The sequence below is a fragment of the Variovorax sp. GW823-FHT02B07 genome (assembly GCF_058797695.1).
The window spans coordinates 574,528-595,059 of record NZ_JBXAJX010000004.1; the positions used below are offsets into that span (position 1 = coordinate 574,528).

Sequence of the window (20,532 nt, forward strand, 5' to 3'; positions counted from 1 at the left end):
GGCGGCATGTCATGGCACCCAGTGTCCTTTGCGAACAGGAAGCACCGGCGCGCGACGAGGCGGCCGATGCGCTGCGGGACGAAGCGCAGCGTCGCCTGGCGCTGCAGGTTTTTCTCTGCGCCAACTACGAAGGGTTGCGGCGCAAGCTGACCCGCCATCTCGGGTGCGCCGAGATGGCCAGCGAATGCCTGCACGACGCCTGGCTGCGGCTGGGCCACCTGCGGGTGGGCGCGCCCGTGGAGAACCCCAACGCCTACGTCTATCGCGTGGCCTGCAACCTGGCCATGGACCGGTTGCGCAGCGAGGGGGCATGGCGCTATGTGGACGACCCGCACACCGCCGTCGAGTCGGCCATCGACCACGCGCCCGGGCCCGAGGACATGGCCGAAGTGCGCGCCGAAGTCGGTTCGGTCGACCGCGCGATGCAGGGCCTGCCGCGGCGTCACCGGGCGGTGCTCGAGGCCTTGCGCATCGAGGAGAAGACGCGCCAGGAGGTGGCCTCCCACTACGGGCTGTCGCTGCGCAACGTGGATACCGTCCTGCGCCAGGCGCTCGACCATTGCGGCGCGATGACGGGCCGGCCGGTGCTGGCCGGCGTCGGTACACCCCGAAGGGCCGTGGTGTCGCCCCGGATGGGCGCCTGAGCGGCACGTGGCACCGTGGCACCACGGTGCTGCTTGCCACGGCAGGCGCAATGTCACGAAACTGTGGGCTTGTTCGTCAAGACAGTTCAACCACAGGAGCTTTCTTCATGCAGCCCATGTTTTCAACACTGGAAACCGACGACGACACCCCGCCCGCAGCGACGGCCGAGCCGCGCAATTCCTACCTCGAGGAGAAAGCCTTCAAGTCGCGCACGCTGCTGATCTTCGGCAGCATCACCGACAGCGTGGCCGCCGATGTCACGCGCCGGCTCATCGCGCTCGATGCCGACAGCGGCGACAAACCCATCGACATCCTCGTGAGCTCGCCCGGCGGGCACCTGGAGTCGGGCGACGCGATCCACGACGTGGTGCGTTTCATCAGCGCGCCGGTGCACATGATCGGCACCGGCTGGGTGGGCAGCGCCGCCACGCACCTGTTTTTGGCGGCGCCGCGCGAGCGCCGCGTGTGCCTGCCCAACACGCGCTTTCTGATCCACCAGCCCAGCGGCGGCGCGGGCGGGCAGGCGACCGACATCGCGATCCAGGCGCAGGAAATCATCAAGGCCCGCCAGCGCATCGCGCACGAGATCGCGCGCGAAACCGGCAAGCCCATCGATGTGGTGCTGGCCGACATCGAGCGCGACCGCTGGCTGTCGGCCACGGAGGCCGTGGAGTACGGGCTGGTCTCACGCATCATTCAGCGCAAGACCGAGTTGCGGCCCGCCTGATCAGGCCTTGGGCTTGTAGGCGACGACGTCGATCTCGACCTTCGCATCGACCATGAGGCGCGCCTCGGTGGTCGAGCGCGCCGGCTTGTTTTCACCGAAGTAGCTCATGTAGACGCGGTTGAAGGCACCAAAGTCGCGCGCGTCGTGCAGCCAGACGGTGCTCTTGCACACGTCGTCGAGCGTGGCGCCGGCCAGCGCGAGCACGGTCTTCAGGTTCTCCATCACCTGGCGCGTCTGCACCTCGATGCCGCCGGCCACGATCTCGCCCTGCGCGTTGGCGGGCACCTGGCCCGACACGTAGACGAAATCGCCCGCGCGCACGGCGGGCGAGAAGGGGCGGGCCTGGCGGTCGGAAGCGATGGGCGGGGCGCCGAGGTATTCGAGGGGCATGGGAACTCCTGGGAGTGAGAGGGGTTGAGTGGGGCGGGTGAGGGCCGCAGTATCCGTCTGATTTGAAAGACTTTTTCAGAATAACCCCTCAACAAGGGTTAACACGGATGATTTGGCATGAAGTCTGCTTCAGAGTTCGGCCTGGAAAGAAAATTTCTTTCATAAATCAGTCCGCCCCATGAAGGAGTTCTCCATGTCTCACGCCGGTCTTGTCCAGCGCCTGCCCCGCCTGTCGAAGCGCAGCCTGCTGGGAGCTTCCCTGCTCGCGATGCTGTGTGCCGCACTGCCTCACCCCAGCGCCCACGCGCAGGGCCCGCGCAACTTCGCCACGCTGGCGATGGTGGCCGAGCCGCAGACGCTCGACCCGATGGCCTCCACGGCCGACCTGGTCGGAACCATCATGCAGCACGTGTACGAGACGCTGTATACCTTCGATGCCAAGTGGAACGTGGTGCCGATGCTGGCCGAGGGCATGCCCAAGATCTCGGCCGACGGCAAGACCTACGCCATCACGCTGCGCAAGGGCGTGGCGCTGCACAACGGGCGCGATCTCACGGCCGACGACGTGGTGGCCAGCCTGCAGCGCTGGATGGACCAGTCGCCGCGCGGCAAGGCCGTGGGCAAGGAAATCGAGAGCCTCAAGGCCAAGGGCCCGCTGGGCGTGGAAATCGTGCTGAAGGCGCCGTACGCACCGCTGCTGTCGCAGCTGGCGCTGCCCAGCGGCATGGCGGCCATCATGGCCAAGGACTCCATCGCTTCGCCGCTGAAGGACTTCGTCGGCACCGGCCCCTACAAGTTCAAGGAGCGCCGCCCCGACCAGTTCGTGCTGCTCACGCGCTTCGACAAGTACGCCGCGCGCAAGGAGCCCGCGAGCGGCTACGGCGGCAAGCGCGAAGCCGCCATCGAAGAGCTGCGCTTCGTGCCCGTGCCCAACGCCAGCACGCGCGTCGAGGGCGCGCTGGCCGGCCAGTACGACTTTGCCGACCTGCTGCCGGTGGAAGCCCTGCCGCGCCTGGAGAAGGCCGGCGGCAAGACGCTGCCGATCATGACGCCGTCGTTCGGCTTCCCCTACCTCGTGCTCAACACCAAGGAAGGCGTGGCCGCGAGCCAGCCGGTGCGCCAGGCCGTGCAGACCGCGCTGGGCCAGGGCGAGATGCTCGCGGCCGGCTTCGGCGACACGCGCTTCTTCGTGGCCGAGGCCAACCACTTCCCCAAGGGCTCGCCGTTCTACTCGGCGGCCGGCGCCGACCACTACAACCAGCGCAACGCCACCAAGGCCAAGGACGCCGCCGCCAAGGCCGGCTACAAGGGCGAGCCGATCCGCGTGCTCACCAGCCGCCAGTACGACTTCCACTACAACATGTCGCTCCTGATGGCCGAGCAGCTCAAGCGCGCCGGCTTCAAGGTCGACCTCAACGTGGTCGACTGGGCCACGCTCGTGCAACGCCGCAACGACCCGAAGCTGTGGGACATCTACGTGACCCACTCGGGCCAGTTCCCCGAGCCCATGCTCTCGCCGCCGCAACTGGGCGACGGCGCGCCCGGCTGGTGGGATTCGCCCGCCAAGAAGGCCGCACTCAGCGCCTTCAACACCGAGAGCGACCCGGCCAAGCGCGGCGCGCTGTGGGGCAAGGTGCAGCAGGTGGTGTACGACGAGGTGCCGTACATCAACGTCGGCAAGTTCAACGGCCTCTCGGCCAAGAGCCCGGCGCTGGACAACTACCAGCCCGCGACCTGGCCGTTCTTCTGGAACGCGAAGATCAAGTAAGGCCGCAAGCACCGCCATGCCGTCGCGTCGTCAACTTCTGCAAGTCAGCGCACTGGCCTCCGGCCTCGGCGCCCTCGGACTCAAACCATCCATGGCCACTCCCGCTCAAGCCACCACTTCGGGCCCCGTGTACGCCTACGTCGGCACCTACAGCGACGGCGGCAAGCCGTGGCGCGGCGGGCGCGGCCTGGGCGTGCACCAGTTCGTGATGGACGGCGCGACCGGCGCCCTCAAGCCCATCCCCGGTGCACCCCCGGCCGTGGCCAGCGCGGGCAGCGATGCGAAGCTGCGCAACCCCGCTTCGCTCGCGCGCCACCCGACGCTGCCGATGCTGTACGCCGCCAACGAATTCGAAGCCGGCTCTGTCTCGGCCTTTCGCATCGGCGCGAACGGCGCGCTGTCTTTCGTGGCCGAGATGCCCTGCGGCGGCAAGGACCCGGCGCACCTGAGCGTGCATCCCGACGGCCGCTACGTGTTCACCGCCAACTACGCCAGCGGCGACGTCAGCGTGATCGCATTGCGCGCCGACGGAACCTTCGACACCGACCGCGCCGCCGTCGTCTACAAGGACGTCGCGGCCTGCGGCGCCGCCACGCCCTGCAAGCCCGGCGCCGACGTGGTGCCGCTGGCCGCGCGTTCGCACGAAGGCTTTGCCACCAGCGACCACGACGGCCCGCACGCCCACATGGTGCAGGCCGACCCGGCCGGCAACTTCGTGCTCGTGGCCGACCTGGGGCTCGACCGCGTCATCTCGTACCGTTTCGACCGCGCCACCGGCGTGCTGAGCCAGCCGAGCACGGTGGCCGTGTCCGAGAGCTCGGGCGCGCGCCACTTCGCCTTCCACCCCAATGGCAAGTGGGTCTACCTCGTCAACGAAGAGGCCTCGACCATCGCCTTCCTGCGCTACGACGGTGCCACGGGCGTGCTCACGCTGATGAGCGAAACCTCGGCGCTGCCCGCCGGCTTCAAGGGCACCAGCTACGCCTCGGGCATCCGCATGCTGCCGGGCGGCACGCACTTCATGTCGCTCAACCGGCTGCACGATTCGATCTCGATCTTCAAGGTCGATGCGCGCACCGGCGCACCCACGCTGGTGCGCGAAGAGTGGACGCGCGGCAACTACCCGCGCAGCTGCACGCTCGAGCCGAGCGGGCGCTTTCTCTACGTGTGCCACAACAAGCAGGGTGACAACGTGACCATCTTCCGCGTGAAGAAGAACGGCGACGTGCAGTTCACCGGCCAGTACGTGGCCGTCGGCAGCGCCGCCGCCATCGAGTTCTCGTCATGATCAAGAGCGCATCGCTTCGCTACATCGCCTCGCGCGCGGGCGGCATGCTCATCGTGCTGGCGCTGGTGGCCGTGCTGGTCTTCGTGCTCACGCGCGCCGCCTCGGGCGACCCCATCTCCGTGCTGCTGGGCGACCAGGCCACCGCTGCCGACATCGCCCGCGTGCAGAAGGACTACGGCCTGGATAAACCCCTGCCCGTGCAGTTCGGCTACTGGCTGCGCGAAGTGCTACAGGGCAACCTGGGCACCTCGATCTTCCTGCAGCGCCCGGTGACGCAAGCACTGTGGGAGCGCGCCGAGCCCACCACCTTGCTGGCCCTGCTGGCCGTGGCCATCGCCGCGCTCATCGGCGTGCCCTGCGGCATCGTCTCGGCCGTGTTCCGCGGCCGCGTGGTCGACCAGTTCTTCACCGGCATCGCGATGCTGGGCGCCAGCATCCCCAGCTTCTGGCTGGGCATCGTGCTGATCCAGATCTTCGCGGTGTCCTTCGGGTGGTTCCCGGTGTCGGGCTACGGCGCGCCCGATGCACCCTTTGCCGAGCGGCTGCACGCGCTGGTGCTGCCGGCCACCGTGCTGGGCCTCTTGAACTCCGCACTCATCATCCGCTTCACGCGCGCCTCGATGCTCGACGTGCTCGGCGAGGACTACGTGCGCACCGCACGCTCCAAGGGCCTGAGCGAGAAGGTCGTGGTGCTCAAGCACGCGCTGCGCAATGCGCTGGTGCCCATCGTCACGGTGATCGGCCTCACGGTCGCGCTGATGATCGGCGGCGCCGTCATCACCGAGACCGTGTTCGGCCTGCCCGGCGTGGGCAACCTCGTGGTCAACGCGGTGCTGCGGCGCGACTACCCGGTCATCCAGGGCGCGCTGCTTGTCATTGCCGCGATCTACGTGCTCATCAATTTTTCGATCGACCTGCTGTATGCGGTGGTCGATCCGCGCGTGAAGGTCTGAACGATGCGCATGCCTCGAATGCTCCGCCAGCTGATGCACCGCCGCATCGTGATGGTCTCTGCCCTGGTGCTGCTGGTGATTGCCATCATGGCCATCGGCGCGCCGCTGGTCGCCTCGGCCGACCCCAACGACACAGCGGTGCTGCAGCGCCTGAAGGCGCCCAGCGCCGAACACCTGCTCGGAACCGATGAACTCGGGCGCGACATGTATGCGCGCATCGTGCACGGTGCCCGTTACTCGCTCGCCATCGCCGCGCTCACCGCGCTGGGTGCCGTCATCGCCGGCACCGTGCTGGGTTTGATGGCAGGCTTCTTCCGTCGGCTCGACGCACCGCTGATGCGCGTGGTCGACGCCATGATGTCCTTCCCCGACATCCTGCTGGCCATCGCGCTGGTGGCGATCCTCGGACCGTCGCTGATGAACACCGTGCTCGCGCTGGTGCTGGTCTACACGCCACGTGTCGCACGCGTGGTGCGAGCGTCGACCTTGGTCGTGCGTGAACTGCTCTTCGTGGAGGCCGTGCGCGCTTTGGGCGTGCGCACCTCGCGCATCCTGTGGCGCCACATCCTGCCGAACCTGATGTCGCCGATCCTCGTGCAGGTGTCGTTCATCTTTGCCTACGCCATCCTGGCCGAGGCCGGCCTGTCGTTCCTGGGCGTGGGCGTACCGCCCGAGATCCCCACCTGGGGCACCATGGTCGCGGGCAGCCAGCAGTACGCGCACCAGGCTTTCTGGGTCGTGCTGTTCCCGGGCCTGGCGATCATCTTCACGGCGCTGTCGCTGCAATTGCTCGGTGACGGCGTGCGCGACCTGCTCGATCCGAAGCTCAAGAAGACCTCGTGATGACGAACGCGAACACCACCCCACGCCTCACGGTCACCAACCTGAGCACGAGCTTCCCCACCGAAGACGGATTGATCCGGTCAGTGGCCGATGTGAGCTTCTCGATTCAACCCGGCAAGACCACCGCGCTGGTGGGCGAATCGGGCTCGGGCAAGTCGGTCACCAGCCTCACGCTGATGCGCCTGCTGCCCAAGACCGCCAACGCGCAGGTCAGCGGATCGGCATCTTTCGTCACCCGCGAAGGCAAGACGCTCGACCTGCTGCAGATCGGCGAGCGCGAGATGCGCTCGCTGCGCGGCAACCAGCTGTCGATGATCTTCCAGGAGCCCATGACCAGCCTGAACCCGGTGTTCACCATCGGCGAGCAGATTGCCGAGAGCGTGCGCCTGCACAAGGGGCTGGACCGCAAGGCGGCATTGGCCCATGCGCTGCGCATGCTGGAGCTGGTGGAGATTCCGGCCGCCGCGCAACGCATCCACGAGTACCCGCACCAGCTGTCGGGTGGCATGCGCCAGCGCGTGATGATCGCGCTCGCGATGGCCTGCGACCCGACGCTGCTGATCGCCGACGAGCCCACCACCGCGCTGGACGTGACCATCCAGGCGCAGATCCTCGAACTCATGCGCCGGCTGCAGGCTGAGACGGGCATGAGCATCCTGTTCATCACGCACAACCTGGGTGTGGTGGCGCACCATGCCGACGACGTGGTGGTCATGTACTCGGGCCGCGTGGTCGAGCGTGCGCCGGTGCGGCCTCTGTTCGCGCAGCCGGAGCATCCGTACACGCAGGGCCTCTTGGCCTGCCTGCCGGGCAAGGCGCGGGTTCCTGGGCAACCCAAGCCCAAGCGCTTGTTCGCCATTCGCGGGCAGGTGTCGAGCCCATTGGCCCCGCCGCCGGGCTGCGCCTTCGAGCCGCGCTGCGACCAGGCGCTGCCCGAATGCCGCAGCGCCATGCCGCCGCTGATCGACATCCGCCAGGACCGCCAGGCGCGCTGCGTGCGCGTGCAGCCCGACCAACCGCTCGCGAGGGTCGCATGACCGCTGTTTCTGTTTCTTCTTCTCCTTCTTCCTCGCCCCTCATCGAAGTCCGCGGCCTCAAGAAATACTTCGGCAGCAGCGAGCGCCCGGTGCGCGCAGTCGACGACGTGTCCTTCGTGATCCACCCCGGCGAGACGCTGGGCCTGGTCGGTGAGTCGGGCTCGGGCAAGAGCACCATCGGACGCACCGTGCTGCGCCTGGTCGAGCGCACCGAGGGCCAGGTGCTGTACCGCGGCGACGACATCGGCGATCTTTCGGGCGAGCGCATGCGCAAGCTGCGCAGCAAGCTGCAGATCATCTTCCAGGACCCGTACGCCAGCCTGAACCCGAAGATGCGCATCAGCGCCATCCTGGGCGAGGCGCTGTCCACGCACGGGCTGCACAAGGGCGCCGCGGCGCGTGACAAGCGCATCGCCGAACTGCTCGAAACCGTGGGCCTGCGCCCTGAGCATGCCAGCCGCTTTCCGCACGAGTTCTCGGGCGGCCAGCGTCAGCGCATCGGCGTGGCACGCGCGCTGGCCGTGGAGCCCGAGTTCATCGTGGCCGACGAGCCGCTGTCGGCGCTCGATGTGTCGATTCAATCGCAGGTGATCAACCTACTGGCGGACCTGCGCGAGCGCCTGGGGCTGACGATGCTCTTCATCTCGCACGACCTCGATGTGGTCGAGTACCTGTGCGACCGCGTGGTCGTGCTGTACCTGGGCAAGGTGATGGAAGTGGCGAGCACCGAGGAGCTGTTCGCGAACCCCTCGCACCCCTACACCCAGGCGCTGCTGGCCGCGAGCCCGAAGCCCGACCCCGAGCTGGCCACCGAGCGCATCGCCTTGAAGGGCGACATTCCCAGCCCGATTTCACCGCCCTCGGGCTGCGTGTTCCGCACGCGCTGCCCGCACGCCATCGAGGCCTGTGCGCAGACGGTACCCAGCCTGGATGAGATTTCCCCCGCACACTACAGCGCCTGCATCCGCAAAGAACTGCTCTTCAACACCGCCGTTGCACGACCATGACCGACATCGCTTCTGCCACCCAAGACTTCATCGACCCGCTGCTGAGCGACCGTTTCAAGGGCTACCCGCGCACCCAGCCGCCGCGCCTGCGCAGTGAAGTCGGCGCCGCCGGCTGGAACGTGCTGGCCGGCGATCTGCCGCTGCCGCTGGCCGTTCTCAAGCGCGAGGCGCTCGAACACAACCTGGCGTGGATGCAATCGCGCGTGCGCGAATGGGGCATCGACCTCGCACCGCACGGCAAGACCACCATGTCGCCGCAGCTGTTCCAGCGCCAGCTCGACGCCGGCGCCTGGGGGCTGACCTTTGCCACCGTCACGCAGCTGGCCGTGGGCGTGGCCGCCGGCGCGCGCCGCACGCTGATCGCCAACCAGGTCGTGAGCGACGAAGACCTCGCAGGCATTCAGCTGCTGCTGGCCGACCATGCGGACCTGCGTGTCGTGTTCCTGGTCGATTCGATCGCGCAGCTGGCACTCATCGAAGACTGGTCGAAGCGCAACCCTGCGAGCGTGCCTTTCGAGGTCATGCTCGAGATCGGCGTGCAGGGCGCACGCACGGGCTGCCGCACGCACGATGAAGCCATTGCGCTCGCCACGCGGGTGCGCGCGAGCGACGCAGCCAAGCTCGTCGGCATCGAGACCTACGAAGGGCAGGGCGCCACGGGCGAGAGCGAGCCCGACACGGCCTACGCCACCACGCTGATGGACCGCGTCGAAGCCGTGGCGCGCCACTGCGACACGCAGCAACTCTTCGAGACCGACGAGGTGCTGGTCTCGGCCGGCGGCTCGGCCATCTTCGATCTCGTGGCCGGACGCCTGAAGCCCGCGCTGGGTGCGCCGGTGCGCGGCCTGCTGCGCTCGGGCTGCTATGTCACGCACGACCATGGCTTCTACAAGCGCATGGTGAGCGTGGTCGACGAGCGCCTGGGCTGCGAATGCGGCGAGGGCCTGACGCCGGCGATGGAAGTCTGGGCCAACGTGCAGTCGCGGCCCGAGCCGGGCCTGGCGATCCTGTCGGTGGGCAAGCGCGACATCTCCTTCGACCTGTCGATGCCCGTGCCGATCGCGCGTGCGGCGCGCGGCGCGTTGCAACCCCAGGGCGTGCCCGCCGGCTGGAAGATCACCGCGCTGAACGACCAGCATGCCTACCTGCGCTGGGACGAAAGCGAAGAGGCCGATGCTCCGAAGGTCGGCGACCGCGTGGGCCTGGGCATTTCGCACCCCTGCACCACCTTCGACAAATGGCACTGGATGCCCGTGGTCGAGAACGACTACCGCGTGAGCGACGCCGTCGCCATGCACTTCTGAAAAAAACGCACCGATGACGCCCTCATTGCTCCAGAGGATCGCCGAGGCGCGCAGCGACGCGCCGGCCACGCGGCGCGCGATCCTCGACCTGATCCTCGAAGACCCCGACCGCGCGCTCGAAGAGAGCTTCGAGCAGCTGGCCGAGCGCTCGCGCAGCTCGGTGCCCACCATCATGCGCACCTGCCGCGACCTCGGCTTTGCCGGGCTGCGCGAGTTCAAGCTCGCGCTCGCGCAGGAGCTGGCGCTCGGCGGTTCGCCGCTGCACCGCCGTGTCAACATCGAAGACGCCGCCGACGAAGTGGTCGGCAAGATCGCGCGCAGCGCCGCGGCCTCGGTCTCGGGCGTGCGCGGCCAGCTCGACATGCAGGTGCTCGACGGCGCCGTGCGCGCCATCGCGGCCGCGCCGCACGTCGACCTGTACGGCGCGGGCGCCACCTCGTGGTTCATGGCGAACGACCTGCAGGCGCGGCTGTTCCGCCTCGGCCTCTCGGCCAACGCCTGGGCCGACTATCACCTGCAGCAGGTGGCCGGCGCGGCGCAGCGCCCGGGCGGCGTGGTCATCGCCATCTCGCACGTGGGCGGCATGCCCTCGCTGCTCGACGCGGTCGACATCGCACGCGGACAGGGCGCCCAGGTGGTCGCCATCACGCGGCCGGGCACGGCGCTGGCGGCCAAGGCCGACTTCCTCATCGGCCTGTCGGTGCCCGACGACGCCGTGATGCACGTGGGCATCGACGCCTACCTCACGCACCTCACGGTCATCGAGATCCTCACCGTGCTGGTGGCGCAGCGCCGCGGCGAACCCGCCGTGCAGCGCCTGCAGCGCGCGCGCGAGGCTTTCCAGCGCCACGGCATCGACGCCACAACGCACCCGCTGCAAAGCTGGGACGGCGGCGGCATCAACACGAAAAAGGGAGACAGCGAACCATGAGTGACACCCCAGCCGTGCTGCTCGAAGCCGGCCTCGTGGTCGACGGCTCGGGCGGCCCTTCGTGGCCCGGCGACGTGCTGTTGCAGGGCGACCGCATCCTGGCGCTGGGCGACGGCCTGCGCACGCGACTGCCTGCAGGGTTGAACATCGCCGACGTCGACGTGGTCGACTGCCGCGGCAAGGTGATCGCGCCCGGCTTCATCGACGCTCACACGCACGACGACGCCATCGTGCTGCGCGACCCGCTGTGCCTGCCCAAGGTGTCGCAGGGCATCACGACGGTGGTCACGGGCAACTGCGGCATTTCGCTGGCGCCGTACCGCACGCCGCAGTCGAAGCCGCCGCTCACGCTGCTGGGCGCCGACTCGTTCAAGCACGCGACCATGGCCGAGTACCGTGCCGCGGTCGATGCGGTGCAGCCAGCACTCAACGTGGCAGCCCTCGTGGGCCACACCACGCTGCGCTTCGCGGCGATGCAGGCGCTCGACCGGCCTGCCGACGGCGACGAGCTGGCGAGCATGGCCGCGCTGCTCGACGACTGCATGGCTTCGGGCGCGCACGGCATGTCGTCGGGCCTGTTCTACGAAGAGGCCTTTGCCGCGCCGGCCGAGGAAGTCACCGCGCTCGCGCGCGTCGTGGCACGCCACGGCGGCGTGTACGCCACGCACCTGCGCAGCGAGATGCAGCAGATCATCGAGGCGCTGCACGAGGCCGGCGACACGGCCTTCAGCGCGGGCGTGCCGCTGGTCATCTCGCACCACAAGTGCGCCGGCCCCGCGAACTGGGGTCGCACGAAGGAGACGCTGCCGCTGATCGAGGCGCTGTCGCAGCGCCAGGAGATCGCGATGGACGTCTACCCCTACGTGGCCGGCTCCACCGTGCTGCGCGAAGACCTGGTCGACGGCGTGATCGACGTGCTGCTGACCTGGTCCGACCCGCACCCCGAGATGACCGGGCGCCTGATCTCCGACATCGCGCGCGAATGGGGCACCACCGAGCAGGAGGCCTGCCTGCGGCTGAAGCCCGGCGGCGCCTGCTATTTCCAGATGCAGGAAGAAGACGTGGAGCGCGTCATTGCGCACCCGCTCACCATGATCGGCAGCGACGGCCTGCCGCACGACCGCCATCCGCACCCGCGGCTGTGGGGGGCGTTCCCCCGCGTGTTCGCGCGCTACTGGCGTCAGCGCAAGCTCTTCACGCTGGAGCAGGCGGTGCACAAGATGACGGGCATGACGGCGCGCAACCTGCGCATCGCCGATCGCGGCCTGCTGCGCGTCGGCACCATGGCCGACGTGGTGGTGTTCGACCCCGAGACCATCACCGACACCGCCACCTACGACAAGCCGCATGGCGTGAGCGTCGGTGTCGAGCGCGTGTTCGTGAACGGGGTGCTGGCCTACCGCGGCGGCGAGGGCGAAGCGAAGGTGCTGGCGCGTGCGGGGCGGATGTTGACGCGCGGGAGGTGAGTGTTCGGGGCGCGGGCCCAGGCCACCGGGTACTTCCCTCCGCGAATGTCCCCCGGCCTGCGGCCTCCTCCTTGATTTCGCTGCGGGAAGCACCCAGTGTCCTGGGCCCGCCGGGCGCAGCGCGCGAACCCTACGAGGCCTCTTCTTCCGGCTGCGCCTGGAACATGCGCGTGAAGTCGCAGCACGCCTGCGCCAGCATCACGATCGACGATGTGAGCGCGCTGCGGTGCTCGCCCTTGTGCATGGCCACGTAGCGCACCACGGGCAGCGCGGGCGTCACTTCGAGCACCTCGAGCATGCCGGCGTCAACCAGCGGCGCGAGGCATTCGCGCGGCAGGTAGCTCACGCCCAGGCCCGACACGGTGAGGCCCGTGAGCGCCACGAGGTTGCTCACCACGATCGCATTGGCGGGCTGCACGCCCTGGTCCTTCATCCATGCGTCGTAGGCGCGGCCGGTGCCCGAGTTGTTGCCCTGCACCAGCATGCGGTGGCGCGCGAGGTCGTGCAGGCGCACGGTGCCGGTGGCCGCGGTCGAGGGAATCACGCCGGGCTTGCACATCCACGCGCTCTTCACGCGGCCGATGACCTTGCTCTGCATGCGCGAGTCGGCGAAGGTGTGGGGCACGATGACCACGTCGAGCTCGTCGGCCAACAGCTTGTCGCGCAGCTGCAGGCTGTCGTCCACGTCGGGCTCGAGGATCACCTTGGGGTAGTGCTGCTGGATCAGGCCGACCAGGCGCGGCAGCCACGTCATGGCGGTGAGCTCGGTCACGCCCAGGCGGATGCGCCGCTCCACCACGCCGGGCTTGCCGAACTGCTCGACGGCGGCGTCACGCTGGTCGAGCAGCTTCCTGGCGAGCACGTACATCTCCTCGCCTTTTTCGGTGAGGCGCGCCGTGCGCTGGCTGCGGTCGAAGAGTTCGGTGTCGAACAGCTGCTCCAGCTCGTGCACGCGCTTGGAAATGGCCGACTGCGAGGTGTGCAGCTGGTTGGCCGCCTGCGCGAAGCCGCCCAGACGGGCGATCCAGTAGAGGGCTTCGAGTTGCTTGAAGGTCATCACGGCGGGCGGCTCCTGAAAGAAAGAACGCTTTTCTTCATGCGATTCGATCACAAAAAATCGCTTTTAGAAATTCGTCGAGACGCAGAAGATGCGCGCCAGGCCACCGTCATTGCAACCCAAGGAACACACCATGGACTTCAAACTGCCTCTCGCACCTTTCGCATTGGCACTCGCCCTCGTCTTCGCCTGCGGCGCCGCCAGCGCCCAGGACGCCGGCACGCTGCGCAAGATCAAGGACAGCGGCACGATCCAGATCGGCGCGCGCGACAGCCAGATCCCGTTCTCGTACAAGCTCAGCGCCGACAGCGCGCCCATCGGCTTCACCAACGACATCTGCCTGAAGATCGTCGATGCGGTGAAGGCCAAGCTGGGCCTGCCGAAGATCGAGGTGCGCTACACCATGCTCAACTCGACCAACCGCATCCCGCTGCTGCAGAACGGCACCGTGGACCTGGACTGCGCGACCACCACCAACACCACGCAGCGCCAGGCGCAGGTCGACTTCGCGCCCAGCCACTTCGTCACCAACATCACGGCCGCCGTGAAGAAGAGCTCGGGCATCAACGCGCTGCCCGACCTCAACGGCAAGAACGTGGCCACCGTCTCGGGCAGCACGTCGATCCAGCTGCTGCGCGGTGCGCGCAAGAGCGGCACCATCGAGGTGAACGAGATCGCGGGCAAGGACACCTCCGACGGCTTCCTGCTGCTGTCCACCGGCCGCGCCGATGCCTACGTGCTCGACGACGTGCAGCTGGCCGGCATGATCGCCAGCGCCACCAACCCGGGTGACTACAAGATCCTCAAGGAGTCGCTGCGCCAGGAGCCCTACGGCATCATGCTGCGCAAGGACGACCCCGAGTTCAAGGCGCTGGTCGACGAGACCGTCAACGGCCTCATGAAGTCGGGCGCCATCGAGCAGCTGTACACCAAGTGGTTCCTCTCGCCGATCCCGCCGCGCAACGCGAACCTCAACTTCCCGATGACGGACGCGGTGCGCGAGATCTACAAGAACCCCAACAACAAGGGCGTCTGACACCATGGCAGCCACACGTGCGGACCTGCCCCGAGGCGAGCTCCTTTCCGATGCGCTGATGCGCCAGGTGCGCGAGCGCTTCCTGGGCATCGAACGCGACCACCACGGCCGCGAGCGCCTGTACTTCGACAACGCCGGCGGCTCGTTCCGGCTGAAGGCCGCGGTCGAGCGCTTCGCGCTGGTCGACGCCATTCCCGACAACGCCGAGCGCATCCACGCCACCGCCGTCGAGCTGCAGGCCATGCAGGCGCGCGGCGCCGACGACCTGCGCACCATCCTCAACGCCACCGGCGGCAGCGTGTACCCCTCGCTCACCGCCTCGGGCGCGATGTTCGACATGGTGCGCGCGGTGGCCGAGAACGTGCCGGGCACGAACATGGTCACGACCGCGCTCGAGCACCCGTCGGCCTTCGACGCCATGCGCCTGTATGCCGAACGCCTCGGGCGCGAGCTGCGCGTGGCGAAGAGCAACCCCGTCACCGGCGGCGTCGACGTGGACGCCATCGTGGGGCTGATCGACGAGAACACCTGTGTGCTCAACGTGATCCACGCGTCGAACATCTCGGGCGCCAAGCTCGACATGGCGGCCATCGTGCGGCGCGCGCGCGAGATCAAGCCCGACCTGTACATCCTCGTCGATGCCGTGCAGCACGCGCCGCACGGTGTCATCGACCTGCAGCAGACGCCGGTGGACGGCATCAACCTCGCGCCCTACAAGTTCTTCGGCTGCCGCGGCTCGGGCTTCTCGTGGATGTCGGAGCGCGCGGCTGCATTGCCGCACCACAAGCTGGCCGGCAAGAAGCCCGGCCACTGGGAGCTGGGCAGCTCGGCGCCGTGGCAGTTCGCGGTGCTCACCGAAATCGTCGACTACGTGGGCTGGCTCGGCGGCCACTTCACCGATGCGACCGACCGCCGGGCGCGCTTCGTGGCGGGCATCGAGCGCATCGAGCTGCACGAGCGCGCGCTGCTGGCGACGCTGCTCGACGGCACCGCGCAGACGCCGGGCCTGCGCGCGCTCGACGGCGTGCAGGTGTTCCTCGACCATGAAGACCTCACGCAGCGCGACCTGATCCTGGGCATCGGCTTCGACGGCCTTGATTGCACGCAGGCCGTGGTCGAGTACGGCCAGCGCGGCGTCACGGTGTACGAGCGCGTGGCCAGCAGCATCTACTCGAAGCGGATGCTCGAATCCTTCGGGCTCGAAGGCACCGTGCGCGTGTCGCCGCTGCACTGCCACACGGTGGGTGAGATGGAAGCTTTCCTGCGCGTGACGCGCGAGATCGCGGGCGCTTTCACGCCTGCAGTCAGCGCGGCGTAGGGTGCGCCAGCGCCGCGCAGGCCGGCGTGTCGTTCGCCTGCCGCAGGTACGCGAGCAGGTCGGCGCGGTCCCGCGGGTCGGGCACGCCGTCGTAGGTCATGCTGCTGCCCGGCACCATCGCGAGCGGGGCGCTGAGGAAGCGGTCGAGCGTCTTGTCGTTCCACACGATGCGCGACTTCTTCATCGCCTCCGAGTACGCGAAGCCCGGCACGCTGCCGGCGAGCCGGCCGAACAGGCCGCAGTGGCGCGGCCCGACCCGGTCGGCGGCCAGCGCGTGGCAGGCTTGGCAACGCGCGTAGACCTGTTCGCCGCGCACCGCGTCGGGCGTTGCGGCAGCCGCACAGGCCCATGCGGCCAGCAGGCTCGCAGCGAGCCCGCGCGCCGCACGGCTCACGATACGAACGCCGAAGGCACCGGCGCCTCGCCGAGCGCCTGGCGCAGCATGGCCCAGTGCATCGCCTCGTCGCCGAGGATGCTGGCCGCGGCCTTCGACAGCTCGCGGTTGCCGAACAGCGGCACCGCGCCCAGGTAGGCGCTCACGGCGCCTTGCTCAAGCTTCGCGGCGAAGCGCAGCACGTCGGCTTGCGACTTGAGCTGTGCCACCGGAAAGTCGTAGCGCGCCTTGGCCGCGACGGCCTTGCCGCCGAGCTTCGCGATGGTCTTGGCCAGCAGGTCCGCATGCTCCTTGTGGTGGCCCTGGAAGGTCACGGCGAGGTCGAGCACGGGCTTCTCGAGCAGCTTGCTTTCCGCGCCGAGCTGGTAGGCCGCGATGGCCTCGAGCTCGGCGCCGAGCGCGGTGTTGAGGATCTGCACGTCGTTGCCGGTGGCACCGCCGCTCTTGGCGGCGAGCGCGTCGCGCCCCGCCAGCAGCGCCACGGCGGCGCCCGACAGCATCAGGCCGGAGTGGCCGAGAAAGGCGCGCCGCGCGGCGGCCGGGGTGGGCATCAGGAAAAAGGACATGGTGGGGTCTCCTCGGGGGTGGTGGTTGTGGGAAGCCATCAGGGCAGCGCCGCCAGCACGCGCGCCACGATGCGGTCGCAGCGCGCGCCGTCGAACGCGAAGGCGTCGCCCGTCGCCAGGTCGATGTCGCGCGACAGGCTTTCGCGCAGCAGGCTGCGGGCGCGGAAGAAGCGCAGCCGCACCGTGGCCTCGGGCAGCTGCAGCGCCTCGGCGGTTTCGCCGACGCTGAGTTCCTGCACCGCGCGCAGCACGAACACGGTGCGGTAGGCGTCGGGCAGCCGGTCGATGCGGCGCTCCATGAGTCGGCGAAGGTCTTCCCGCATGGCGAGGCGCTCCGGTTGGCGGTCGGGGTCGTCGGCGAGCTGCGTGTCGGGGGCGTCGTCGTCCCCCGGGTCCACGCCGCCGTCGAGCGGAATCACCTGCGCGCCGCGGCGGCGCAGGCGGCCCAGCGCCTCGTTGATGACGATGCGCACCAGCCAGGTCGAGAGCTTTGCTTCGTCACGGAAGCCGCCGATGGCGCGCCAGGCGCGCAGGTAGGCGTCCTGCAGCGCGTCTTCGGTGTCGGCGTCGCTGTGCAGGATGCCGCGCGCCGTGCGAAACAGCAGCTGGTTGTGGCGCCGCATGATGCGCGCGAAGGCCTGCGTGTCGCCCTGCGCGGCGCGTGCGGCCAGTTCGGCGTCGGACGCCTTCGCGTCGGCATCGGCAGTCAGGGGCAGGGCGGTGGGCGGCATGCGGTGAGTTCCTTCTGCCCATTGGATGGCGCACCCCCGCGCCGTGTTGCAACTTTCTTTTTTGCCTTTCAGACCATCGTCTGCCATTCGATCGTGCACAGCCGCTCGTCGACCACGCCGCGCACGCCCGCGATGCCCTCGGCCGCCACGCGCGCCGCGTCGCGCTCGGCCTCGTTGCCGACCATGCCGTGGTACATCACGATGCCGTTGTCCACCGACACATGCGACCACGCGCGGCTCCACCAGGTCTGCCGCTCCAGTTCGGCCACGAGGCGCGCCAGGATCTGCGCGTCGTCGCACGCATCGGCGCTCGAGGTATCGGCCTCGGCCTGTCGCAGCAGCGCCTTGACCAGGTCGCCGCTCGTCACGATGCCCACCAGCCGGCGCCCGCGCACCACCGGCAGGCGCTGGATGCGGTAGGCGGTCAGCAGCTGCGCGACGCGGGCCAGCGAGAGGTCTTCGGCGATCGACACCGGCTCGCGCGTCATGAGGTCGGCCGCGCGCAGGGCGTGCGCGCGCACGTAGTCGCGCGGCGGTGCGGTGCGCTGCACCCAGCGCTGCCACCACGGGTGCGGCGGCGCGCCGCCGGGCTCGGCCTCGTAGCGGTGCAGCAGGTCGGACTTGCTCACGATGCCGACCACCTCGCCCTGGTCGAGCACCGGCACGCCGCTGATGTGGCGCGCCAGCAGCAGCGCGCTGATGTCGCGCACCGGCGTGTCCGGCGCGACGGTGAAGACTGGCGAGGTCATGACGTCCTGTGCATTCATGATGAAGCTCCTTCCTGCGGCCCGCGCGGGGCCTGTGGTGCCTAGGGTGCCTGCTGCGCATCGACGCGCGCGATGTTCTGCCGGTGCGACGCCAGCATGGCCGTCAGCTCGCCGTGGATGTGCGCGTCGACGATGCGCGGCAGCAGCGCCTGCAGCTTGCGCACCACCCAGCCCTGGCCGCGGTTGAGCAGCGCCAGGCGCGCGCCCAGTTCCGGCACCGCCATCGCGCGCTCGTAGAAGGCGCCGGTGCGCGTGCTGGGCGTGGCGGCCAGCGACTGGATCGCGTCGATCAGCACGCCGCACCAGCGCACTTCGTCGCGGTGGATGTCGGTCACCAGGCGCTGCAGCGCGGGGTCGTCGGTCTCGGCGGCGCTGCGCAGCGTGATGCGTGCGCCGGCGCGCTCGGCTTCGAGCAGCTCGTTCAGCGCGGCCAGCAACTCCTCGCGGTTGCCGGCGTCGCGGTAGGCCGCGTCGAGCTCATCGGCATAGCAGACCGGCGAGGACACCTCCACCCGTTCGGGAAAACGCAGCCCCTGCGCGCGCAGCGCGGCGGGCGTGTCGGCGAAGGGCGGGGCGGCATCGTCGGGCGGGGCGGCGTGGGGCATGGGCGGCAGGGGACGCATGGGACAAGGCTCCTGGAAACGTGTGCCTGCCCATGGTGAACCGATGCTTCTCCCCAAGCCAATGAATGTTCATTGCAAATGAGTGCAAAAAAACTAATATGAATCCGATGGACATCGGCCTCGCCCGCACCTTTCTCGAAGTCGCGACCACCGGCAGCTTCGTGGCCGCGGCCGAGCGGCTGCATCTGACGCAGACCGCCGTCAGCGCGCGCATCCGCCTGCTCGAAGACCAGCTCGGGCGGCGCCTGTTCGTGCGCAACAAGGCCGGCGCGCGGCTCACCGCGTCGGGCGAGCGCTTCGTGGCGCACGCGACCACGCTGGTGCAGGTGTGGGAGCGCGCACGCCAGCATGTGGCGCTGCCGCCGGGGATCGAGGAGGGCGTGAGCGTGGGCAGCGAGCCCAGCCTGTGGCATCCGCTGCTGGCCGACTGGCTGATCTGGATGCACCGCGTCTGCCCCGAGATCGCGCTGCGCGCCGAGGTCGACAGCGCGCAGCGCCTGCTCGACGCCGTGCAGGGCGGTGCGCTCGACCTGGCCGTGCTCTACAACCCGCCGCAGCGCCCCGGCCTCGTGGCCGAGCTGCTGGCCGAGGAGCGGCTGGTGATGGTCACCACCGACCCCGAAGGCCGGCTCGACCGCACGCGCTACGTGTCGGTCGACTGGAGCCCGGCCTTCGCGGCCAACCACGAGGCCGCGTTCCCGGAGCTGGCCCACGCGCCGGTGTCGATCTCGCTCGGGCCGCTGGCGCTCACCTACCTGCTCGCCGTGGGCGGCGCGGGCTACTTCCGCATCGGCGTCGCGCGGCCCTTCCTGGCCGACGGCCGGCTGCGGCTGGTGGAGGGCGCGCCCGAGTTCTCGCATTCGGCCCACGCCGTGTATGCGCCGCAGCGCGAGAACGAGACGCTGGCGCGCGTGCGCGGCGGGCTGCGGCTGGTGGCGGCAGCGGAAGAGGGGCGCCAGGGCAGCGGCGTGCATTCGCCGGACTGAGGCGCCGTCCTGCATCGCCGGGTGCTACTTTCAGGTACTTACGCTCGGGCCACCGGGACTCCGACAATCGGACGCATGCCACCCCGCGCAACGCGGGGAAGAAAAATAAGTTCGGGGAGTTTCATGTCCAACCACGGCAGCGTGCCTGTGCGCACGCGTTCGTCGTCACCTTCCGCTGACCGCAGCGCCCTGTGGGCCGAGCTGAGCCAGGCGGCGCGGCTGTATCGCCTCGAAGCGCCGAGTGCTGCTTCATCTTCTTCGTCCGCCGCGCGCGAGAGCATCGAGGCCTTGCGCGTGGAGGGCTGGGTGCAGCGCGAGGCGGTGTCACAGCTGTTCGAGCTGCGCATCGTGTGCCTGAGCCTGCGCGCGGACCTGGCGCTTTCATCGCTGATCGACCAGCCCCTGACGCTGGTTACGGTGCTGGCCAATGGCTCGCTCGCAAAGCGCACTGGATTGATTCGCGCCGTCGAGTCGCTCGGCTCCGATGGCGGCCTAGCGCGCTACCGCCTGACCTTGGTGCCCTGGCTCTGGCTGACCACCCAGCAAGGGCGCAGCCAGGTCTTCCAGCAGCGCAGCGTCGCGGACATCATCGAACGCGTGCTCGCCCCGTACGCCGAGGCCGGCAGCTGGGCCTTCTCTTCCGAAGTGAACGGTTTCCTCGCCGACGCCCCCGTTCGCACCTACTGCACCCAGTA

General features: G+C 69.1%; 22 protein-coding genes. 15 read left to right on the forward strand and 7 right to left on the reverse strand.

The features are described 5' to 3' along the window. Positions 1-11: 11 nt before the first annotated feature. Both AC1RGU_RS23425 and AC1RGU_RS23430 read left to right on the forward strand, forming a co-directional pair. Positions 12-644: a sigma-70 family RNA polymerase sigma factor gene (locus tag AC1RGU_RS23425; protein ID WP_492697770.1), complete on the forward strand. Its 633-nt coding sequence runs from the start codon at positions 12-14 to the stop codon at positions 642-644. Between the two features lie 107 nt (positions 645-751). Beyond that, on the forward strand, positions 752-1,372 hold the full coding sequence (locus AC1RGU_RS23430) for an ATP-dependent Clp protease proteolytic subunit (RefSeq protein ID WP_369644561.1): 621 nt from the start codon (positions 752-754) through the stop codon (positions 1,370-1,372). On the opposite strand, the gene AC1RGU_RS23435 is transcribed toward AC1RGU_RS23430, so the two are convergent. Next, positions 1,373-1,762 (reverse strand): RidA family protein, encoded by a 390-nt coding sequence (locus AC1RGU_RS23435; RefSeq protein WP_062473709.1) that lies wholly within the window; start codon positions 1,760-1,762, stop codon positions 1,373-1,375. It lies immediately after the preceding gene. Positions 1,763-1,955: 193 nt separating this feature from the next. On the opposite strand from AC1RGU_RS23435, the gene AC1RGU_RS23440 reads away from it, so the two are divergent. The 9 genes from AC1RGU_RS23440 (at position 1,956) to AC1RGU_RS23480 (ending at position 12,359) form a co-directional block, all read left to right on the forward strand. Then, entirely contained in the window at positions 1,956-3,530 is a 1,575-nt protein-coding gene (locus AC1RGU_RS23440) for an ABC transporter substrate-binding protein (protein WP_492697768.1), read from the forward strand. A gap of 91 nt (positions 3,531-3,621) precedes the next feature. Beyond that, entirely contained in the window at positions 3,622-4,818 is a 1,197-nt protein-coding gene (locus tag AC1RGU_RS23445) for a lactonase family protein (protein ID WP_492697766.1), read from the forward strand. Beyond that, a complete protein-coding gene (locus AC1RGU_RS23450; RefSeq protein WP_095743846.1) occupies positions 4,815-5,771 on the forward strand; it encodes an ABC transporter permease in 957 nt (318 codons plus the stop codon). Before AC1RGU_RS23445 ends, AC1RGU_RS23450 begins: the two co-directional genes overlap by 4 nt. A 3-nt stretch (positions 5,772-5,774) precedes the next feature. Further along, positions 5,775-6,614: an ABC transporter permease gene (locus AC1RGU_RS23455; protein ID WP_492697764.1), complete on the forward strand. Its 840-nt coding sequence runs from the start codon at positions 5,775-5,777 to the stop codon at positions 6,612-6,614. Next, positions 6,614-7,651, forward strand: a complete 1,038-nt coding sequence (locus tag AC1RGU_RS23460; RefSeq protein ID WP_492697762.1) for an ABC transporter ATP-binding protein — start codon at positions 6,614-6,616, stop codon at positions 7,649-7,651. Before AC1RGU_RS23455 ends, AC1RGU_RS23460 begins: the two co-directional genes overlap by 1 nt. Beyond that, positions 7,648-8,658, forward strand: coding sequence for an ABC transporter ATP-binding protein (locus tag AC1RGU_RS23465; RefSeq protein WP_492697760.1), 1,011 nt, complete (start codon positions 7,648-7,650; stop codon positions 8,656-8,658). The genes AC1RGU_RS23460 and AC1RGU_RS23465 overlap by 4 nt, the downstream gene beginning before the upstream one ends. Continuing rightward, a complete protein-coding gene (locus tag AC1RGU_RS23470) occupies positions 8,655-9,962 on the forward strand; it encodes an amino acid deaminase (protein WP_492697758.1) in 1,308 nt (435 codons plus the stop codon). The genes AC1RGU_RS23465 and AC1RGU_RS23470 overlap by 4 nt, the downstream gene beginning before the upstream one ends. Positions 9,963-9,975: 13 nt before the next feature. After that, the gene (locus tag AC1RGU_RS23475) at positions 9,976-10,893 is read left to right on the forward strand and encodes a MurR/RpiR family transcriptional regulator (RefSeq protein WP_159279704.1); all 918 of its coding nucleotides are present in this window, start codon (positions 9,976-9,978) and stop codon (positions 10,891-10,893) included. Next, positions 10,890-12,359, forward strand: coding sequence for an N-acyl-D-amino-acid deacylase family protein (locus AC1RGU_RS23480; RefSeq protein ID WP_492697756.1), 1,470 nt, complete (start codon positions 10,890-10,892; stop codon positions 12,357-12,359). The genes AC1RGU_RS23475 and AC1RGU_RS23480 overlap by 4 nt, the downstream gene beginning before the upstream one ends. Positions 12,360-12,489: 130 nt before the next feature. Here AC1RGU_RS23480 and AC1RGU_RS23485 read toward each other — a convergent pair whose 3' ends face one another. Further along, positions 12,490-13,416: a LysR family transcriptional regulator gene (locus AC1RGU_RS23485; RefSeq protein ID WP_492700385.1), complete on the reverse strand. Its 927-nt coding sequence runs from the start codon at positions 13,414-13,416 to the stop codon at positions 12,490-12,492. A 133-nt stretch (positions 13,417-13,549) separates the two neighbouring features. Between AC1RGU_RS23485 and AC1RGU_RS23490 the strand changes: the two genes are divergently transcribed. Both AC1RGU_RS23490 and AC1RGU_RS23495 read left to right on the forward strand, forming a co-directional pair. Beyond that, positions 13,550-14,452 (forward strand): amino acid ABC transporter substrate-binding protein, encoded by a 903-nt coding sequence (locus AC1RGU_RS23490; protein ID WP_062481835.1) that lies wholly within the window; start codon positions 13,550-13,552, stop codon positions 14,450-14,452. 4 nt (positions 14,453-14,456) lie between these two features. Next, complete coding sequence (locus AC1RGU_RS23495; RefSeq protein WP_492700388.1) at positions 14,457-15,770, forward strand: aminotransferase class V-fold PLP-dependent enzyme; 1,314 nt, start codon at positions 14,457-14,459, stop codon at positions 15,768-15,770. Here the strand turns inward: AC1RGU_RS23495 and AC1RGU_RS23500 are convergent. The 5 genes from AC1RGU_RS23500 to AC1RGU_RS23520 all read right to left on the reverse strand — a co-directional run bounded on the left by AC1RGU_RS23500 (position 15,757) and on the right by AC1RGU_RS23520 (position 18,833). Beyond that, positions 15,757-16,164, reverse strand: coding sequence for a c-type cytochrome (locus AC1RGU_RS23500; protein ID WP_492700390.1), 408 nt, complete (start codon positions 16,162-16,164; stop codon positions 15,757-15,759). The two genes, AC1RGU_RS23495 and AC1RGU_RS23500, sit on opposite strands and share 14 nt — an antisense overlap. Beyond that, on the reverse strand, positions 16,161-16,730 hold the full coding sequence (locus AC1RGU_RS23505; RefSeq protein ID WP_492700392.1) for a ferritin-like domain-containing protein: 570 nt from the start codon (positions 16,728-16,730) through the stop codon (positions 16,161-16,163). Before AC1RGU_RS23505 ends, AC1RGU_RS23500 begins: the two co-directional genes overlap by 4 nt. A 38-nt stretch (positions 16,731-16,768) precedes the next feature. After that, on the reverse strand, positions 16,769-17,461 hold the full coding sequence (locus AC1RGU_RS23510) for an RNA polymerase sigma factor (RefSeq protein ID WP_492700394.1): 693 nt from the start codon (positions 17,459-17,461) through the stop codon (positions 16,769-16,771). A 68-nt stretch (positions 17,462-17,529) separates the two neighbouring features. After that, a complete protein-coding gene (locus AC1RGU_RS23515) occupies positions 17,530-18,228 on the reverse strand; it encodes a CBS domain-containing protein (RefSeq protein ID WP_492700396.1) in 699 nt (232 codons plus the stop codon). Between the two features lie 41 nt (positions 18,229-18,269). Continuing rightward, positions 18,270-18,833, reverse strand: coding sequence for a DUF6306 domain-containing protein (locus AC1RGU_RS23520; RefSeq protein ID WP_492739356.1), 564 nt, complete (start codon positions 18,831-18,833; stop codon positions 18,270-18,272). 116 nt (positions 18,834-18,949) lie between these two features. Here AC1RGU_RS23520 and AC1RGU_RS23525 point away from each other — a divergent pair, with 116 nt between their 5' ends. Both AC1RGU_RS23525 and AC1RGU_RS23530 read left to right on the forward strand, forming a co-directional pair. Further along, positions 18,950-19,837, forward strand: coding sequence for a LysR family transcriptional regulator (locus AC1RGU_RS23525; RefSeq protein ID WP_492700400.1), 888 nt, complete (start codon positions 18,950-18,952; stop codon positions 19,835-19,837). A 123-nt stretch (positions 19,838-19,960) separates the two neighbouring features. Beyond that, positions 19,961-20,532: contractile injection system protein, VgrG/Pvc8 family (locus AC1RGU_RS23530; protein WP_492700402.1), on the forward strand; the 572-nt coding region annotated here is incomplete at its 3' end.

Coding starts and splice junctions, on each gene's coding strand:
- AC1RGU_RS23510 (WP_492700394.1), bottom strand. CDS start 17,461: ATGCCGCCCACCGCCCTGCCCCTGACTGCCGATGCCGACGCGAAGGCG.
- AC1RGU_RS23450 (WP_095743846.1), top strand. CDS start 4,815: ATGATCAAGAGCGCATCGCTTCGCTACATCGCCTCGCGCGCGGGCGGC.
- AC1RGU_RS23475 (WP_159279704.1), top strand. CDS start 9,976: ATGACGCCCTCATTGCTCCAGAGGATCGCCGAGGCGCGCAGCGACGCG.
- AC1RGU_RS23480 (WP_492697756.1), top strand. CDS start 10,890: ATGAGTGACACCCCAGCCGTGCTGCTCGAAGCCGGCCTCGTGGTCGAC.
- AC1RGU_RS23445 (WP_492697766.1), top strand. CDS start 3,622: ATGGCCACTCCCGCTCAAGCCACCACTTCGGGCCCCGTGTACGCCTAC.
- AC1RGU_RS23460 (WP_492697762.1), top strand. CDS start 6,614: ATGACGAACGCGAACACCACCCCACGCCTCACGGTCACCAACCTGAGC.
- AC1RGU_RS23470 (WP_492697758.1), top strand. CDS start 8,655: ATGACCGACATCGCTTCTGCCACCCAAGACTTCATCGACCCGCTGCTG.
- AC1RGU_RS23485 (WP_492700385.1), bottom strand. CDS start 13,416: ATGACCTTCAAGCAACTCGAAGCCCTCTACTGGATCGCCCGTCTGGGC.
- AC1RGU_RS23440 (WP_492697768.1), top strand. CDS start 1,956: ATGTCTCACGCCGGTCTTGTCCAGCGCCTGCCCCGCCTGTCGAAGCGC.
- AC1RGU_RS23490 (WP_062481835.1), top strand. CDS start 13,550: ATGGACTTCAAACTGCCTCTCGCACCTTTCGCATTGGCACTCGCCCTC.
- AC1RGU_RS23525 (WP_492700400.1), top strand. CDS start 18,950: ATGAATCCGATGGACATCGGCCTCGCCCGCACCTTTCTCGAAGTCGCG.
- AC1RGU_RS23455 (WP_492697764.1), top strand. CDS start 5,775: ATGCGCATGCCTCGAATGCTCCGCCAGCTGATGCACCGCCGCATCGTG.
- AC1RGU_RS23520 (WP_492739356.1), bottom strand. CDS start 18,833: ATGCCCCACGCCGCCCCGCCCGACGATGCCGCCCCGCCCTTCGCCGAC.
- AC1RGU_RS23435 (WP_062473709.1), bottom strand. CDS start 1,762: ATGCCCCTCGAATACCTCGGCGCCCCGCCCATCGCTTCCGACCGCCAG.
- AC1RGU_RS23515 (WP_492700396.1), bottom strand. CDS start 18,228: ATGAATGCACAGGACGTCATGACCTCGCCAGTCTTCACCGTCGCGCCG.
- AC1RGU_RS23505 (WP_492700392.1), bottom strand. CDS start 16,730: ATGTCCTTTTTCCTGATGCCCACCCCGGCCGCCGCGCGGCGCGCCTTT.
- AC1RGU_RS23495 (WP_492700388.1), top strand. CDS start 14,457: ATGGCAGCCACACGTGCGGACCTGCCCCGAGGCGAGCTCCTTTCCGAT.
- AC1RGU_RS23430 (WP_369644561.1), top strand. CDS start 752: ATGCAGCCCATGTTTTCAACACTGGAAACCGACGACGACACCCCGCCC.
- AC1RGU_RS23425 (WP_492697770.1), top strand. CDS start 12: ATGGCACCCAGTGTCCTTTGCGAACAGGAAGCACCGGCGCGCGACGAG.
- AC1RGU_RS23465 (WP_492697760.1), top strand. CDS start 7,648: ATGACCGCTGTTTCTGTTTCTTCTTCTCCTTCTTCCTCGCCCCTCATC.